12 protein-coding genes are annotated in these 17,147 nt (G+C 52.9%); 8 read left to right on the forward strand and 4 right to left on the reverse strand.

Features of this window, described 5'->3' with window-relative positions:
• Positions 1–152: 152 nt before the first annotated feature.
• Together JJE36_02485 and JJE36_02490 are read left to right on the forward strand one after the other, a co-directional pair.
• Positions 153–1,205 carry a YdcF family protein gene (locus JJE36_02485; protein ID MBK5211171.1) on the forward strand — a complete coding sequence of 351 codons (1,053 nt, stop codon included), beginning with the start codon at positions 153–155 and terminating at the stop codon, positions 1,203–1,205.
• 82 nt (positions 1,206–1,287) lie between these two features.
• Positions 1,288–3,747: a leucine--tRNA ligase gene (locus JJE36_02490; protein MBK5211172.1), complete on the forward strand. Its 2,460-nt coding sequence runs from the start codon at positions 1,288–1,290 to the stop codon at positions 3,745–3,747.
• Here the strand turns inward: JJE36_02490 and JJE36_02495 are convergent.
• The 3 genes from JJE36_02495 to JJE36_02505 form a co-directional block, all read right to left on the reverse strand.
• Entirely contained in the window at positions 3,728–4,942 is a 1,215-nt protein-coding gene (locus JJE36_02495) for a 2-hydroxyacyl-CoA dehydratase (GenBank protein MBK5211173.1), read from the reverse strand. The two genes, JJE36_02490 and JJE36_02495, sit on opposite strands and share 20 nt — an antisense overlap.
• Before the next feature lie 91 nt (positions 4,943–5,033).
• Positions 5,034–7,952: a 2-hydroxyacyl-CoA dehydratase gene (locus JJE36_02500; GenBank protein MBK5211174.1), complete on the reverse strand. Its 2,919-nt coding sequence runs from the start codon at positions 7,950–7,952 to the stop codon at positions 5,034–5,036.
• Positions 7,949–8,551 (reverse strand): TetR/AcrR family transcriptional regulator, encoded by a 603-nt coding sequence (locus tag JJE36_02505; GenBank protein MBK5211175.1) that lies wholly within the window; start codon positions 8,549–8,551, stop codon positions 7,949–7,951. The genes JJE36_02500 and JJE36_02505 overlap by 4 nt, the downstream gene beginning before the upstream one ends.
• A 201-nt stretch (positions 8,552–8,752) precedes the next feature.
• Here JJE36_02505 and JJE36_02510 point away from each other — a divergent pair, with 201 nt between their 5' ends.
• The 3 genes from JJE36_02510 to holA are packed head-to-tail and all read left to right on the forward strand — an operon-like array spanning position 8,753 to position 12,643.
• Positions 8,753–9,460: a helix-hairpin-helix domain-containing protein gene (locus JJE36_02510; GenBank protein MBK5211176.1), complete on the forward strand. Its 708-nt coding sequence runs from the start codon at positions 8,753–8,755 to the stop codon at positions 9,458–9,460.
• Between the two features lie 8 nt (positions 9,461–9,468).
• On the forward strand, positions 9,469–11,640 hold the full coding sequence (locus JJE36_02515; protein MBK5211177.1) for a DNA internalization-related competence protein ComEC/Rec2: 2,172 nt from the start codon (positions 9,469–9,471) through the stop codon (positions 11,638–11,640).
• 4 nt (positions 11,641–11,644) lie between these two features.
• Positions 11,645–12,643, forward strand: a complete 999-nt coding sequence (gene holA / locus JJE36_02520) for a DNA polymerase III subunit delta (GenBank protein ID MBK5211178.1) — start codon at positions 11,645–11,647, stop codon at positions 12,641–12,643.
• Between the two features lie 65 nt (positions 12,644–12,708).
• Here the strand turns inward: holA and rpsT are convergent, their stop codons facing one another.
• The gene (rpsT, locus tag JJE36_02525; protein MBK5211179.1) at positions 12,709–12,972 is read right to left on the reverse strand and encodes a 30S ribosomal protein S20; all 264 of its coding nucleotides are present in this window, start codon (positions 12,970–12,972) and stop codon (positions 12,709–12,711) included.
• A 117-nt stretch (positions 12,973–13,089) separates the two neighbouring features.
• On the opposite strand from rpsT, the gene lepA reads away from it, so the two are divergent.
• Genes lepA through hemW form a run of 3 tightly spaced genes read left to right on the forward strand, consistent with a single transcriptional unit; the run spans position 13,090 to position 17,102 of the window.
• On the forward strand, positions 13,090–14,892 hold the full coding sequence (gene lepA / locus JJE36_02530) for an elongation factor 4 (GenBank protein ID MBK5211180.1): 1,803 nt from the start codon (positions 13,090–13,092) through the stop codon (positions 14,890–14,892).
• A complete protein-coding gene (gene dusB / locus JJE36_02535) occupies positions 14,885–15,931 on the forward strand; it encodes a tRNA dihydrouridine synthase DusB (protein MBK5211181.1) in 1,047 nt (348 codons plus the stop codon). Before lepA ends, dusB begins: the two co-directional genes overlap by 8 nt.
• Positions 15,932–15,968: 37 nt before the next feature.
• On the forward strand, positions 15,969–17,102 hold the full coding sequence (gene hemW / locus JJE36_02540) for a radical SAM family heme chaperone HemW (protein MBK5211182.1): 1,134 nt from the start codon (positions 15,969–15,971) through the stop codon (positions 17,100–17,102).
• The last annotated feature ends 45 nt before the right edge of the window (positions 17,103–17,147 follow it).

A 17,147-nucleotide genomic window follows, 5' to 3' on the forward strand; every position in this document is an offset into this window, starting at 1 on the left:
CTTAGGTGGGAGGGCGTTTTTGCGCGGTTTTGTCTGAGTGAATTTTGTGCAAATACCTTGCAAATCAGTGATTGTCGTTCAAAAGGCCTTACACTTGATTTCAGTATGATTCGTGCAAAATTTCTGAAAAGATTGAGCGGGTGGACTCTTCAATGAAGTATTTACTCCGAGGCATCCTGCGAGGAACGGCGCTCTTTTTCGGGTGTTTTTCTCTGGTGAACACCGTCGTCTCCCATTTGGGAAGCGCGCGTCTTGAAGACATATGGTGGATCGACCTTTCTTTTTTGCCGTCGGCTGCAGCCACCGTATGTTCGGTCGCACTCGCCGTGTCGCTCATCGCGTTCGCGTTCAAACCGTCCATGGGTGGTGTTCGCCGTTTCCTCACCACGGGGCTTATCGTTTTATTCGCACTCTTCGCCGTCATCAATATGCTGGAATATTATCAAGCGTATTCCCAGGGAGAATTCACCACGAGATTTCCCGTGCCGTTTTCCTTTGTGATGTGCCTGCTCTTTCTCGGGCTTGCGCTTGCGGCCTTTTTAATGCACGATTACGCGGGAAAAATGGGAGAGTTCATCATATTCGGGCTCGCTGCGGTATTGTGGCTCGCGATTTTCCCGCTGGCGCAAATCGCTTTTTTCGGAACCACCAACTATGCCAAGAAAGCCGAAGTCGCCGTGGTGTTTGGAGCGCGTGTGTATCCGGGTTATAGCATTTCTTTGACGCTGCAACAGCGGATGGCGTCCGGAATCGACCTCTATGAACGTGGCCTCGTGAAAAAGATATATCTCACGGGTGGTATCGACGCCGACGGCATCGATGAAACAATCGGCATGAAAAGGTACGCGCTTACCCAAGGCGTTCCCGCGCGTGCGATTATCATCGACAACAAGGGCGACAACACCGATTTGTCGGTTGCAAACACCGTCGCTTATTTCAAAAAACACAACATAACGAAAGTCTTGGCCGTCAGTCAGTTCTATCATTTGCCTCGGATTAAAATGGCCTATCGCGCCAAGCACTTCAACGTGCGCACGGTGCCGGCATTTCGCACGCAACGTGTCAGTGGCGAGGAGTTCACCACACTGCGCGAGATCCCTGCATTCTGGGTGTATTGGCTGCGCAGCGGTTTCCGCGATGTCAATCATGTCTCAATCTTCAACTCGGAGTTGGCGCGTGCAAAGGCTCTTTTGGGAGTCAACTAGTTGCATCCGAGTTCACGCTGTGCCGGTATCGATGCGGTATCATAGTCCAGTATAAAATCACCTGACATATCGGAGGAAGTTCGTGGAACATCAGTATAATCCCGCTGAAATCGAGCCGAAATGGCAACAGGTTTGGGAAAAGGGCGGCTTGGATAAGGCCGTCGAAGACCCGAACAAACCTAAAAAATATATTCTCGAAATGTTTCCGTATCCTTCCGGTGACATTCACATGGGACACGTTCGTAACTACACGATAGGCGATGTCGTGGCGCGCCAAGCTCGAATGAACGGTTTCAACGTGTTGCACCCGATAGGGTGGGATGCGTTCGGGCTTCCCGCCGAAAACGCCGCCATCAAGCATGATTCTCATCCCAAAACATGGACGTATGCAAACATCGAGACGCAAGCGGCGTCGTTTAAGCGCATGGCGTTTTCTTATGACTGGGACCGCAGCGTGCGCACGTGCGACCCCGAGTACTATCGCTGGGGTCAGTGGATGTTTTTGCAGATGTGGGAGAAGGGCTTGGTCGAGCGTAAGTCCTCACCGGTCAATTGGTGTCCTTCGTGCAATACGGTGCTTGCCAATGAGCAGGTGGTAGGCGACAGCGTGTGCTGGCGTTGTAAGAGCCACGTGGAAAAGCGCGTGCTCGACCAGTGGTATTTCAAAATCACCGATTACGCACAAGAGTTGCTCGACGACCTCGATAAGCTCGTGGGGTGGCCTGAGCGTGTCAAGACCATGCAGGCGAATTGGATCGGCCGCAGTGTCGGAGCCGAGGTGGATTTCACCTTATGCGATGAGAACGGCGACGCGACCGATGAGACCATCCCCGTGTTCACCACGCGTCCCGACACGCTGTTCGGCTGCAGCTTTTTCCTTCTTGCCCCCGAGCATCCGCTTGTCGACACGTTCGTCGCCGGCACAAAGTATGAGGCGGGAGTGCGCGCGGTCATCGAGCTTTCCTCACGTGAGACCGCCGTCGAGCGTGAGAGCGGAATCGCGAAAAAGCACGGTGCGTTCACCGGGCGCTTCGTCATCAACCCGATCAACGGGGAAAAAGTGCCCGTGTGGGTCGCCAACTATGTTTTGATGGATTACGGCACCGGTGCGGTCATGGCGGTGCCCTCAGGCGATGACCGTGACTTCGAATTCGCCGGTATGTACGATTTGCCCATTCCTCCCGTGGTGGTCGAAAAAGAGGGTGCTCCCGTCCTGATTCAATCGGGGCGTTTCTCCGGTATGGAGGGCGGGAAGGACAGCGAAGGCTCGAAGGCCATCATAGCCGAGCTCGAAGCCAACGGCGCCGGTCGTGCCACCGTGAACTTCCGTCTGCGCGATTGGCTGATTTCCCGCCAACGCTACTGGGGCAATCCCATTCCGATGATTCACTGCCCGAAGTGCGGGCTGGTTCCCGTGCCTCAAGACCAACTGCCGGTCGTTTTGCCCGATAACGTCGATGTCACCAAGGGCGAGACGCTTGCCGACCATCCCGAATTCTACGAGGTGGCCTGTCCGGTGTGCGGCGGTCCCGCCCATAGAGAGACCGACACGATGGATACCTTCACGTGTTCTTCGTGGTATTACCTGCGCTATACCGATGCGCGCAACAATGAGGAGATTTTCAGTAAGGAGAAGGCGGATTACTGGATGCCGGCCGACCAATACATCGGCGGTATCGAGCATGCCATTCTGCACCTGTTGTACTCGCGATTTTTCACCAAAGTGTTCCGCGATCTGGGGCTTGTGAGCTTCGATGAACCGTTCACCAATCTGCTCACACAGGGAATGGTGAAGCTTGATGGCGAGACGATGTCGAAATCGAAAGGCAATGTCGTCGCACCCGAGGAGATCATCGCCAAGTACGGCGCCGATACGTTGCGCGCCTACATCTTATTTATGGCGCCTCCCGAAAAAGACCTCGATTGGTCGTACGAGGGAGTCGACGGAATGTTTCGCTGGCTCGGTCGCGTCTGGCGATTCGTGGATGAGAGCATCGATGAACAGGCCGCCTATTCCGCAGACCCGCAAAGTGCCGGTACGCCCGAGGCCAAAAAACTCATACAGGCCATGCATCGTTTGACTGAGAAGGTCACGGTCGACAGCGAGCGTTTCCAGTTCAATACGGCCATTGCCGCGCTGATGGAACTCACGAATGCGGCATATGAATACCGAAACGGTGTGCCCGTGCAGCAGCGTAGTGCTGCGATTGTATCCGAGATCATCGAGCGCCTCGTGGTGATGCTTGCACCGATGACGCCGCATATGAGCGAAGAGCTCTGGCAAAACGTGTGCGGAAACAGCGATTCGGTCCATGTTCAGAAATGGCCGTCTTTCGATGCCAAGCTCGCAATCGCGGATGAAATCGAAGTGCCGGTGCAAATCAACGGCAAAGTGCGTGTGCGCATCCGGGTAGCCTCAGATGCTTCTCAAGAAGCGGTATCGGCGGCAGCCCTTGAAGCGGCGGCGGAAATCATCGACGGGCGAGAGGTTAAAAAACTCATCGTCATTCCGCGAAAAATCGTTACGATTGTGGTGGCTTAGCGAGAGCCAGCATCAGTTTGATGCGGTTCTCTTGATTGACGCGCGTCGCGCCCGGATCGTAATCGATGGGCACGATGTTTGCTTGAGGGTATGATTCGCGAATCTTTCGAATCATACCCTTTCCCACGATATGGTTCGGCAGACAGCCGAACGGCTGCGCGCAGACGATATTTTCATAGCCGTGCTCGATGAGCTCCACCATCTCAGCGGTCAGAAGCCACCCTTCCCCCATCTTATTTCCGTGGCCCACGAAAGGCTCGACGAGTCTTTTGAGCTCTTGGTAGGGCGCGGGAACGATGAAGTGCGGATAGGGCTTGAGCGCATCGAGCAGGGCACTTTCGATGCGGGTCAAATAATTCAAGAAGGCTTGCACGGTGATTCTTTTAAGTGAGCTTCCGCCGTAGAGTTTGATGTCTTCAAGACGGTTGTCGGTCTTGAAAAGCATGAAGCTCATGATTCCGGGGACCATGACCTCGCACTCTTGCTCGGCGAGAAACTTTTCGAGCTCGTTGTTTCCGAGGCTCGCGTATTTGATATAGATCTCGCCGACGACACCCACTTTTTTCTTGCGCGTTTTTTCGGTTTTAATGCGGGCGAAATCTTCGACGATCGATTTGAAGTTCTTCTTTATATCGACGACTTTGAGACCTTTACCGGTCTTGAACTGCTCGATGAGTCGTTCAATCCATGCGCCGACGAGATCTTGCGATTCGTGAGTTCTTACCTGGTAAGGTTTGATTTGGTTATTGAGCAGTGTGAGCAAATCGCCGTAGGCCAGACCGCACAACAGTTGGCGTGTCATGGGCAAGGTGAGCTTGAAGCCGGAGTTCTTCTCGAACCCCGAAAGGTTCAGAGAAATCACTGGAATGTGCTCGAATCCGGCTTTCTTCAACGCTTTTCTCAAGAGATGGATATAGTTCGATGCACGACATCCTCCGCCGGTCTGCGTGATCATGAGTGCTGTTTTCGACAGGTCGTAGGTACCGCTTTCGAGCGCGCTGATGAGCTGACCGATGACGAGAAGTGCCGGATAGCACGTGTCGTTATGCACGTATTTCAGTCCCGTTTGCACGACTTCTGGACCGTGGTTATCGAGAATCTCGACATGGTAGTTGTTGAGCGCGAACAGCTTTTCGACCAGTTTCCAGTGAATCGGGAGCATGTTCGGTGCCAAAATGGTATAGGTCTTTCGCATTTTCTTGGTGAACTCGGGATGTGGAACATCTTCGAGAGGGGGAAGCTGCGTCGGCTGCGTCGAGCAGTCCTTTTGATCTGGTCGACTCACGTCATTGCCTTTCTGAGAGCACGGCGAAGAGGGAACGCAGACGTATCTTCACGGCGCCGAGGTTGGTGATCTCATCTATTTTAATTTGGGTGTAGATCTTCTTTCCCGCGCGCAGAATGGAGCGAACCTCATCTGTGGTAATGGCGTCGACTCCGCATCCGAATGACACGAGTTGCACGAGATTCATATCCGGCTGGGTGGTCACATAGCGCGCGGCTGCATAGAGGCGGGAATGGTAGGTCCACTGGTTGAGGACGTTCGTTTTGAAAGACGCGACGAGGTGGCTGACGGAATCTTCGGTGATGAGAGCGGCTCCGCATTCGATCACGAGTTTATCGATGCCGTGGTTGACTTCAGGGTCGAGATGATAGGGCCGCCCCGCGATGACGATGATCGGTTTATGCGCCGCGCGCGCATTCGACACGATTTCCGTGGCTTTTTTGCGAGTCTTCTCGAGAAACAGCGTGTGTTCTTCGTAAGCCGCATCGAGTGCAGTTTTTACTTCGTTTTTGGATATTCCGTCGAAGTATTTATTTAGAATCTCATGCATTTTTCCGACGAAGTCTTTCGGACGGTGAATACCGATGTAGTCGTAGATGAATGTGACGTCTTTGACCTCGGGCACGTTCGCCTGAATGACTTCGGGGTAATAGGCGACCACCGGGCAATTGTAGTTATTGTCCCCGAGATGCTCGTCGATGTTATACGTCATGCACGGATAGAAAATGTTCGTGCAACCCTCGTCGAGCAAGTACTGTATGTGCCCGTGCGAAAGTTTTGCCGGATAGCACACCGTATCGGAGGGAATCGTGTGTTGCGCCTTGAGGTAGAGCTCGTGTGAGGAAAAAGGGGACACGACGATTTCGAAGTCGAGCGATTTGAAAAAGGCGTTCCAAAAAGGAAGGAGTTCATACATATTCAAAGCGAGCGGTATGCCGATCTTGCCTCGTTTGCCCGGCCAGGTCGACTGGCGATAGCTTTCGAGAAGAGTCTGCTTGAACGCGAAGAGGTTAGAGCCCTTTTCCTCCTCGCCATGGCTTATCGGGCGTTCGCAACGGTTGCCGCCGACGAACTTGCGGTTGCCTCCGAAGTTGTTGATGGTGAGCGAGCAGTGATTGGTGCACAGCTTGCACGTGACCGAGCGCACGGTGTGGGAGAAGGCGGAAAGCTCGGCTCCGGTAAGGGTTGTGGTCGCTTTAGACGGTCTCATGTTGTCCATCGCGTAAAGAGCGGCGCCGTATGCGCCCATCAATCCCGAGATGACCGGTCGCACCACGGGTCGCTTGATTTCTTTTTCAAAGGCGCGCAACACGGCGTCATTTAAGAATGTTCCGCCTTGAACGACGATGTTTTCGCCGAGTTCTGAAGGCGTGGTCGCGCGGATTACTTTGTAGAGGGCATTTTTGACGACGGATACCGAGAGACCGGCTGAGATATCCTCGATGGTGGCGCCGTCTTTTTGCGCCTGCTTGACGTTCGAGTTCATGAAGACGGTGCATCGCGAGCCGAGGTCGACCGGGGATTTTGCGAAGAGTCCGAGTTTTGCGAAGTCTTCGAGAGAATAATCGAGAACGGCTGCAAAACTTTGGAGGAATGAGCCGCAGCCCGACGAGCACGCTTCATTCAAGAAGATGTCGTCGATGGCTCCGTCGACTATCTTGAAACATTTGATGTCTTGTCCGCCGATATCGATGATGAAGTCGACATGCGGATCGAATTTTTTCGCAGCTTTGAAGTGCGCGATCGTTTCCACGATGCCGAAGTCGAGTGAAAATGCCTGTTTCGTCATTTCCTCGCCGTATCCGGTCGAAGCACTCGCGGCGATGTGTGCATGGGGGAATTCATCGTAGAATTCCTCGAGGAATTTCTTCACGAGAGGAATGGGGCTTCCGCCATTGGGCGCGTAACGTGAGAACAGAATTGCTTGTTTCTCATCGAGTGCGACCATTTTAACGGTCGTGGAACCTATGTCGATTCCCAAGAATGCTTTACCGTCGTATTCGTGGTTTTCGGACGTTGCGACAGTTGCCTGCGCGTGGCGTTTCTCGAATTCCGCGTATTCTTGTGCAGAGTCGAAAAGCGGGGGAAGGGTCGCGTAGTTTCCACTGTTTTTGTGGTTGGCAACGCGTGAGATGAGTGAATCGAGCGTGACGGTGGCCTCTTGTTCCGCAAGGATGCCTGCGCCTAAAGCAACGTAGTACAACGAGTTTTCCGGACAGGTTCCGTTCGTGTGGAGCGTTTCGTCGAAGCTGTGGCGTAATTCGGTCAAGAAGGTCAGCGGACCGCCGAGATAGACGATGTTGCCTTTGAGTTCGCGTCCTTGCGCAAGGCCGGCGATCGTTTGGTTGACGACCGCTTTGAAAATGCTCGCAGAGACGTCTTCTTTGCGCGCGCCTTGGTTGAGGAGGGGCTGAATATCCGATTTGGCGAAAACACCGCAGCGAGAAGCGATTTGATAGGTTTTCTCGTGTGTTTTGGCAATCTCGTTCATCTCGGTGGGAGAGATATCGAGCAGCGTGGACATCTGGTCGATGAAAGCGCCCGTTCCGCCTGCGCACGAGCCGTTCATACGGACTTCGAGGCCGCCGCTCAAGAAGAGGATTTTGGCGTCTTCTCCTCCGAGTTCGATGATGATGTCGGCGCTCTTGAGGTAGCTTTCAGCTGCGATTTTCGTTGCGAACACTTCTTGTATGAAAGGAGCGCCGAGCGTTTCGGCAAACCCCATGGCGGCCGAGCCCGAAAGTGCGAGATGCAAGTTTTCCAGATCGCCGAATTGCGCGCGTACTTTATCGAGTTCGACTTCCAGCGTCTCGAGAGGCTTGGAGAAATGTCGCTCATAACTTTTGAAAAGCAGGGCATTCTCATCGTCGAGCAAAACGCATTTCAGAGTCGTCGAGCCTATGTCGAGTCCGAGTTTCATGAGTGACTTACTTTCTCAGCTGCTGCTCGCAAAACTCTTTCTATGTCGCGATATTCTGCGATGACTTCCTCATCGCTTAAGTCATTCAGTATTTTCGCTGCGAGTAAATCGCGTGTGGCGAGTTGCATGATATTGATTATTACCTTCTTTGTTTTTTGATCGACGTCGCAATCCGTGCTCAGCACTTCCTCTAAAACATCATCGCGCAGTTCCGATGTGATTGTTTTCAGCTCTTCACTGAATTCGAATGTCAGACAGCGAAAGAAGTTGCAAAAAATCGGACGGTATTCATAGTCGGAAAGCATATTCAAATTGAATATGAAGAGTCGTTCTTGCAAATCGAACATATCGGTACAGTCGGTTTGTCCATCCAAAAATATATTCAGTCGTTCCTGCAAGATTTCTTTCAAGAGAAAGAAAAAGAGGTCCTTCTTATCTTCGAAATATTGATAGAAACTACCCCGGGAAATATCTGCATTTTTTATGACGTGGTTAATGGAAGCGTCTTCGAAAATGTGCTCGGAGAACTCCTTTTTCGACGCATCTAATATACGCCTCTGCTTTTCGGGGCAAATTTTAAAGAATAGTTCTTTTGGCAAGGGATGCTCCAGCTAATTGTGACAACCTGTCATAAGTATAATACATTTCAAAACTTTAGCAAAGCCTTTCAGTTCGATTAAGCAAAATATTGTGAGATGCTTTCTCTCTTTTTGTATGGTTATTTTGTTCGAGAATGATACGCGCCGAGCGTGAGGTGGCCGAGTTCGTGTGCGGCCATGCGGAAAGGTATCCGAATAAACATGAAGCTTGATAAGCGTTGGGTCATTCCCGGATTGATCGGACTGACGATTTTGGGACTGATCGGTATTCGTGTTTTCTCGCCGCTTTTCGGTGGGAAAAAGTCATCCGCTCCGGCGACGTTTGATGCCGCTAAACAGACTTCCGTCGTAAAGGCCGGCTCTGAGAACACTGCCGATATTAATCAGAAAGCCGGCGCTGATGTCTCATCGCAAACGACGACCGTAACGGTGTATGTGAGCGGTTGTGTGAATGCCCCCGGAGTTTACGCGCTCATCGCCGGCGCACGCGTAGTCGAGGCAGTTGCCTGTGCACGCGGCGTATCAAAAAACGCGCAATCCGACGCCGTCAATTTCGCGGCCGTCATAGAAGACGGACAGCAAATTTACATTCCGAGTAAAAAGGAGGTCGAAGGAGTCGGATTCAATACGTATTCCGCACTCGGCGGTGGGGGATCTGTCGGTGGTTCGTCCTCTGGCGGTACAGGTTCATCCGGTGGTTCTTCTACGAAAGCGGCGCCGGTGAATCTCAACACGGCGACCGAGGAACAACTCGACACGCTTCCCGGAGTCGGACCGGTTACCGCTGCTAAAATCGTTGCGGATAGAAGCGCGAACGGCCCCTTCAGCTCACTTGACGATCTTTCGAGGGTATCGGGAATCGGCGAAAAGAAGTGTGCTGCGCTTGTGGGGCTCGCCGTGGCGAAGTAGCCGAGACGATGAAGCGTGTCTCGTTTGCGATTAGGCCGCAGTTTCCTCGAGCGTTGATTCTCTTTGCGGTTCTCTTCGCGGTGACGTTTTGTGGGTTTTCGATTGCCTGGAAGTTGCAGATTCCTTTGTCACACGATGTGACGAGTCGGCTGGAACGAAAAACGGTCGAAATCACCTCCGATGTGTCGGTGGGGACGTATTCGAACACATCATTCGGGTCATACGACGGTATGAAAATCCAAATTATTTGGCCCGAAGGAATAATTGCTCCCGAATACGGGCGCGAGGTAAAACTTACGGGGTTTCTCAAAAATCGGGGTTTCTCTGACTATGAACGGTATCTTTTCACCAAGGGTGTGGGCGCGACACTGACGGTATCTGACTTCTACGCTCAGCGATGGCCGAACACTTTGCGAGGTGTCATCGGACATTTCCGTTACTATCTGGTGAGTTGCATAAAAAGTTGTGGTGGTAGCACATTGGGAGCCGGTCTCTTGCGGGCGGTTCTTCTCGGAGACAGACGCGATGTCGGCGAGACCGATGAGATATTCCGAGTAACGGGGCTCAGCCACATGCTTTCGGTTTCCGGTTCGCATCTGAGCATCATAATGCTTTGCTTCGGATTCGTTCTCTTGCGGTTCGGAATCGGGAAAAAGAGCACATTTGTCTTTTCGGCTTTGGCCGGATTCCTTTTCGTGATTATCACGACGAGTGCCGAGGCCACGTTGCGCTCCTATCTCATGCTTTTATTCGGAGGTTGCGTGTTCTTTTTTCGACGAAGAACCGACCCCCTCACGACGCTCGGTATCTGCGGAATCGTTCTTCTCATCGGTAATCCCATCGTGGTGCTGTCTGTCGGGTTTCAACTTTCTGTGGCGGCCGTTTTCGGTATTTTGCTTTTCGGGCGGTTGATGTCGGTGTGGCTCGATGCTTGTGTGAATTTCTTTCCCCGTTTCGTGCGTGAAACGTTCGGGATCAGCATGGTGGCCCAAATAAGTACTCTTCCGATATCGATACCGGTATTCGGGATGATCTCTCTCGTCGGTCCGTTCTCCAATGTGTTCGCTGGCGGGCTTTTGACCGTCACGCTGGCGCTCGGACTCGGTGGGATAGTGGCCGGCGGTGTGGCACGCCCCCTATCCCAACCGATATTCTTTTTAGCCACGCGCTGTTGCGACGCGATCATATTCGTTGCGCAGGAATTCGCATTGCTTTCTTGGGGCAGTTTCGAAATAGGCGCATGGGGAGTGCCGCTATCGGTTTCTCTGCTTTTGGGGCTGATTGCAGTGTATCTTTTGTGGCCGCTTCCCAAAAACAGGGTTCGATATGGAGCCGCCCCCGGCAGAAAAGCGCTTCTTCTCGTCTCGTGCTCGGTGTGTATGTTGTTTATCTTGTTTCCCCACACGCTTTCGTATGTTTCCGGAGGCTTCATAAAGAGTTCGGATGACGGCGTATACGTCCTCGACGTCGGTCAAGGCGATGCGATTCTTGTGAAAAACTCGCATGAGACGGCACTCATCGATGCCGGTCCGGATTCGATTGCACTCAAAAAGGCACTTGATGAAATCGGCGTGATAAAGATCGATACTCTGATTTTCACTCACACCCATCAAGATCATATCGGGGGTGCTTTCGGTTTAGACAAGCGGTACGGCATTAAAACGATCGTTGTCGCAAACGGAGTGAAGTACAATTCGGATATTTCTGAGATCAGTCGCAGTCTCGATGCCCCGGTAACAGAAATTTCAGCAGGCGATAGCCTACGGGTCGGTAAACTCGAACTGACGTGTGTGGGTCCGAAGAACAAAGTGAGCGACCCCGACGACAACGGATCGTGCCTGATCCTGCTGGCAGATGAACCGGCGGGTGCCTCATATGACTATGAAAGCGTATTGATTACCGGAGATGCCGAGGCGGACTCGGTAAAGGAGGCCTTTTCGCAGAGTTCGCTTATCGACCGCGAAGTCGATGTTCTCAAAGTGGGACATCACGGTTCGGCCGTCTCTGTGGATGCCGAACTCTTATCTGTCATGAAGCCGAAAAGAGCGGTGATTTCGGTGGGAGAGAATTCTTACGGTCATCCGACGCAAAAAGTTTTGACGCTCTTACGTTCGTTTCATATACCCTATCTGCGCACGGATCTTTCGGGAACGATTTTTCTCGGTAGTGTGGGACAATAGAAATATGGCACAACAAAACGATCTCAAACCGATATATTTGATACTGAGCGAGCAGGCCTTTTTACGCACGCAGGCCACCGACCGTCTCAAAGCACGCCTTGAAAAAGAAGGCTCTCTCGATTTCAACTTCAACCAACTCGATGCGGGCGTCAATACGCCGCAAGAAATCATCGATGCGGCCAATACGCTTCCGTTTGCTTCGACCTATCGTCTCGTGTTCGTTACCGGCATCGAACAATACAAAGCCGACGATCTCGCGCTGCTCGTCGAATATGCCACCGATCCCAACGAGACCACCGTGCTGTGTCTCATCGGTACGAAACTCGCCAAGTCCACAAGACTTTACAAACAAGTTGTAAAAGTCGGAGCAGTGCTCGATCGCAAAGCTCCGGCGAAAAAAGAGCTTCCTTCCGTGGTTGCGGCTCTTTTCGCCGAGCAGGGAATCACGGCCCATTCGATTGAAGCTGTGGCGCTCATCAATGCGGTCGGCGAGGATCTCGATGTGATTTCAGGTTCGATTGTGAAAATAAGATCGTATCTTGGAGACAAGAAAGAGGTTTCGCTCGCCGACATAGCGGAAGTGGTCGCTACGACGGCCGAGGTTAAAATTTGGGAGTTCAGCAATGCGCTCGCAGATAAAGATGCGCATCAGGCGCTTGCAAGATTGACCCGCACGCTCCAAATAAGCGGTAACAGCGTATTTTCCGCCGAGACTTTTGCCATTCGAACCGTGCGCGAATTGATCACCGCCCGTGCCCTCATCGACAGAGGTGATGCAAGCGCGTCTGTACTCGCCGCAGAGACGGGAAAGCAGGAGTGGCTGGCGCGCAAGACGCTCGCTCAGGCTCGTAAATTCACCGGTCCCGAATTGAATAAAGCGTTGCGCGGGCTCGGCGACGTGTTAGAGGCCGCACGTACCGGAGCAGATGAACTGCTCCTTTTCGAGCGATGGGTTCTTCGGTTTACCGTCGGAGATTTCGCGCACAAAAATACCCGCCTGTAAGCGGGTAAGAGGCGAAAGCATAAAAGGGGTAAAATCGAAGTTTCGGTCTTACCCCTTTTTGTTACTTAAGCGGTTTTGTTGGCGCGTTTCATGAGTCCCGACTTACGATTCGAAGCCTGGTTCCTGTGAATGACGCCTTTTGATGCTGCGCGGTCAAGTTGTCTACATGCCTCGAGCGCAGCCACATTTGCTGCTGCTGCGTCATTGGCGGTAATAGCCTCGTCGACTCTCTTGATAGAGGTCTTGAGTGCTGACTTGACTGACTTGTTACGAAGACGCGACTTCTCGTTTGTCAGTACGCGCTTCTTTTGGCTTTTAATATTAGCCACGTCGTCCTCCGATACAAATAGAAATATCATGCCCATCAGTGGGGGATAGATGAACTTGAATATGATAGCACAAGGTAAGTGCCAAAATACATGGAAACTTTGATAAACTTATTTGCTATGACTGAACAGAAGTACATACGAAATTTTTCAATCATCGCCCACATCGACCACGGAAAATCCACGCTAGCCGACCGCATATTGCAACTGACGCACACGGTGAAAGACCGTGACATGTTCGAGCAAATGCTGGACAGTATGGATATTGAGCGTGAACGAGGCATAACAATCAAGGCCCAAGCGGTTCGTGTCATGTACACGGCTGATGATGGGCACACCTACCAGTTCAACTTGATCGATACGCCGGGGCATGTCGACTTCACCTACGAGGTTTCTCGTTCGCTTGAAGCGTGCGAGGGTGTCTTACTCGTCGTCGATGCCACCCAGGGCGTGGAGGCACAAACGGTAGCCAACGCCGTCATGGCCATGAACGCGAATCTCGAAATCATTCCGCTCATCAACAAAATCGACCTTCCCTCGGCCGAACCGGAGCGGGTTCGCCACGAAATCGAGGAAGGACTTGCCATTCCGGCCGACGAGGCGGTATTGACGAGCGCCAAAACCGGCGAAGGAATTCACGCCGTTTTGGAGGCGGTCGTAAAACGCATACCCGCCCCGCAAGGCGATCCCGATGCCCCGCTGCAAGCGCTTATCTTCGATTCGTATTTCGATGAGTATCGCGGTGTCGTAGCTCTCATCAGAGTGATGAACGGCTCCGTGCGCAAAGGCGACAGCATCTTGATGATAGCAACGACGACGGTGACCGATGTCGAGGAAGTCGGCGTGCGTCGTCCCGCCAACGTCCCGGTGGACTCGCTGAACCCCGGTGAGGTCGGTTACCTCATAACCGGCTTGAAAGACCCTTCACTTGTGAAAGTGGGCGATACGGTCACCCTGCGACAAGGGAAAAACGCCGTGGCGCTTCCGGGCTATCGCGAGGTCAAGCCGATGGTGTATGCCGGCTTGTTCCCCATAGACGGAGACCAATATCCCGAACTTCGCGATGCGCTCGATAAATTACGGCTCAACGACCCGGCGTTGGTTTACGACCCTGAGACCAGCCAGGCGCTCGGATTCGGGTTCCGCGTGGGATTTTTGGGGCTCCTCCATATGGAGGTCGTCCAAGAAAGACTCGAGCGCGAGTTCGACCTCGATTTGTTGGCAACCGCCCCGAGCGTCGAATATCAAGCGTATTTGCGCACGGGAGAGAGTATGTTCGTCCACTCTCCGCAAGATATGCCCGACCCCTCTGTTCTCGATCACATCGATGAGCCGTTTCTCAATGCGACCGTGCTCGTCCCGCCCGATTTCGTGGGTGCCGTCATGGAGTTGTCACAAAACCGCCGCGCCACTTTCGTCGATATGCAGTATCTCTCGGCCAATACGGTCGAAATGCACTATGAAATGCCGCTTTCAGAGCTCATCATGGACTTTTTCGACCAATTGAAAAGTCGCACGAAGGGGTATGCTTCGCTGGATTACGAATATATCGGGTATCGCCCGAGTTCATTGGTCAAACTCGATATCTTGCTCGCGGGAAATCCGGTCGATGCACTTTCTTTCATCGTTCACAAGGACAAGGCGTACGATCGCGGAAAAGTGCTCGTCGAAAAATTGAAAGGTATCATTCCCCGGCAGATGTTCGAAGTGCCGATACAAGCAGCCGTCGGCGGACGCATTTTGGCGCGGCAGACGGTGCGCGCAAAGCGAAAAGACGTTCTTGCCAAGTGCTACGGAGGCGACATCACGCGAAAGCACAAGTTGCTCGAAAAGCAAAAGAAGGGCAAGAAACGCATGAAAGCGATCGGACGCGTCGATGTGCCCCAAGAGGCGTTCATGGCGATTCTCAAAGTCGATGAGTAGTGTCGAAACATATCTGAAAGAAAATCCCATATGGCTTGCGCCCATGGCCGGAGTAAACGATGCGGCGTTTCGCGTTCTGTGCAAAGAGGCCGGTGCCGGTTTGACGTTCACCGAGATGGTGAGTGCAAAAGGGTTGCACTATTCTTCATCGAACAATAACTCCCGTATGCTGTTGAAGCTCGCTCCCGAAGAAGTGCCTGTCGCCGTGCAGATTTTCGGCGCCGATCCGACCATTATGGCGTCGCAGGCCCGCGTTCTCGTCGAGCAGCTGGGGAATAATCTTGCCTTCATCGATGTGAACATGGGATGTCCCGTGCCTAAAGTCGTCAATAAGGGTGAAGGCTCGGCGCTCATGCGTTCGTCCGAACTTGCTGCAGAAATCATAGCGGCGATAGTCGAAGCGGTTGGAGGACTCGGAACCTGCGTGACGGCCAAGTTTCGTCGCGGGTGGGATGAGGAAAGCGAAAACACCGTCGCGTTCGCGCAAACGCTTGAAGCGGCCGGTGCGAGTGCACTGACCGTTCACGGTCGCTTCCGTTCTCAATTCTATAGGGGTGTTTCCGAGCGTAGCGTGATTGCCCGAGTAAAAGAGCACGTGGCTGTTCCGGTCATCGGTTCGGGCGATGTCCTCACGGCGTACGACGCGGTATCCATGCTTGTCGAGACCGGCGCCGACGGAGTGATGATTGCCCGGGGAGCGCAGGGAAATCCGTGGATCTTCACACAAAGTGCCGAGCTGTTGTCCGCCTATCGCACGGAACAAAAACTCAATCCGACCGTGACATTGGAAGAGGTTTCACGCGCGACGACTTTGACGACTCCCACCTATCGCGAACGGTTCGACATGATGCGCCGTCATGCGCAGCTCATCGAACGTTATTTCGGCGGCAAATCGCTTGTGCGCATGCGTAAACACGCCATCTGGTATTGTGCGGGATTGCCGGGCGCCTCATTTTTCCGACACGAGATAAACTCGATTTCGTCGATGGAAGACCTCACAAAATTGATAGATGCCTATGATACCTACCTCAGTAGATAATATTTTCGATGCCGTATCTGGCAGCATTTCCGGCGATGTGTCGCTCTATCTACACGTGCCGTTTTGTCGCTCGCGCTGCATTTATTGCGGGTTTTACTCCAATGTGCTCACGTCCGGCGGAGCCGAACTCGAGAATTACCGCAATGCTTTGCTCGAACAGGTGAAAACGTCGGTTCCTCTCATTTTGGGAGAAATTCCCACCATCTACTTCGGCGGCGGAACCCCGTCGCTTCTCGCAGGTTCGATAGCAGAGGTGCTGGACGAAATTCGCGCGCAAGGCACCGTTACCGAAGATGCCGAAATCACCGTGGAGGCAAACCCCGAATCTTTATCCGCAGAATCGCTGACTGCTTGGATAAACGCCGGCGTGACGCGAGTCTCTTTGGGCGTGCAGGCATTCGATGATGAAGTCCTTGCAATGTTTGCTCGCGCGCACGATGTGAAAATCGCAAAGGCGGCGCTCGGGCTGTTGCAAGAATCGGGCATCGACTTTTCGCTCGATCTTATCGCCGGGATACCGGGCGTGACCGACGAACAATGGACTTCTTGGCTTGAGGCGGCCGTCGCTGCAGACGCGTGCCATATCAGTATCTATGCGCTGACCGTCGAGGAGCATACTCCTCTCGAAGTTTTGATTCGACAGCAAGACATCGCCCCGGTGGATGACGATCGTGCTGCCGACCAGCTTGAAATCGCGGAGCGTTTTTTGGAAAAGAACGGAATCAGCCGCTACGAGATTTCCAATTATGCGCGGCCCGGTAAGCGAAGCCGACATAACTGCCGCTATTGGCAGGGAGGTCAGTATTTGGGATTGGGTCCGGGAGCCGCGTCGATGGTTGAAGGCGAGGACAACGTTCGTCATCGATTCGTACTCTACGACGAAATTTCCGATTATCTGGGAAACCCTTGTCGTAAAGAACCGGTGGAAGACGAGATTCTCAGCGAAAAAGAAGCTCGCCTGGAAGATGTCATGCTCGGCATGCGTTTAACCGAAGGCGTACGAGACGAGGACGTTTTCGCCGTCGGAATCACTGCTGTCATGGAAAAATGCTGCGAGCAAGGATTGGTATATTTCGACGCGGACACGAAGAGATACCGGCTCACCGAACGCGGGTGGTTGCTGGGAAATGAAGTATTCGGAGCCATTTGGTGCAGTCAAGACAATTGTTGAGATTGTTTGGAGTGATTGTATGCTGTGCTGGCACTCGCTATAATT

The sequence above is a fragment of the Coriobacteriia bacterium genome (assembly GCA_016649875.1).
In the GTDB taxonomy this organism is placed as follows: Bacteria; Actinomycetota; Coriobacteriia; order WRKU01; family JAENWW01; genus JAENWW01.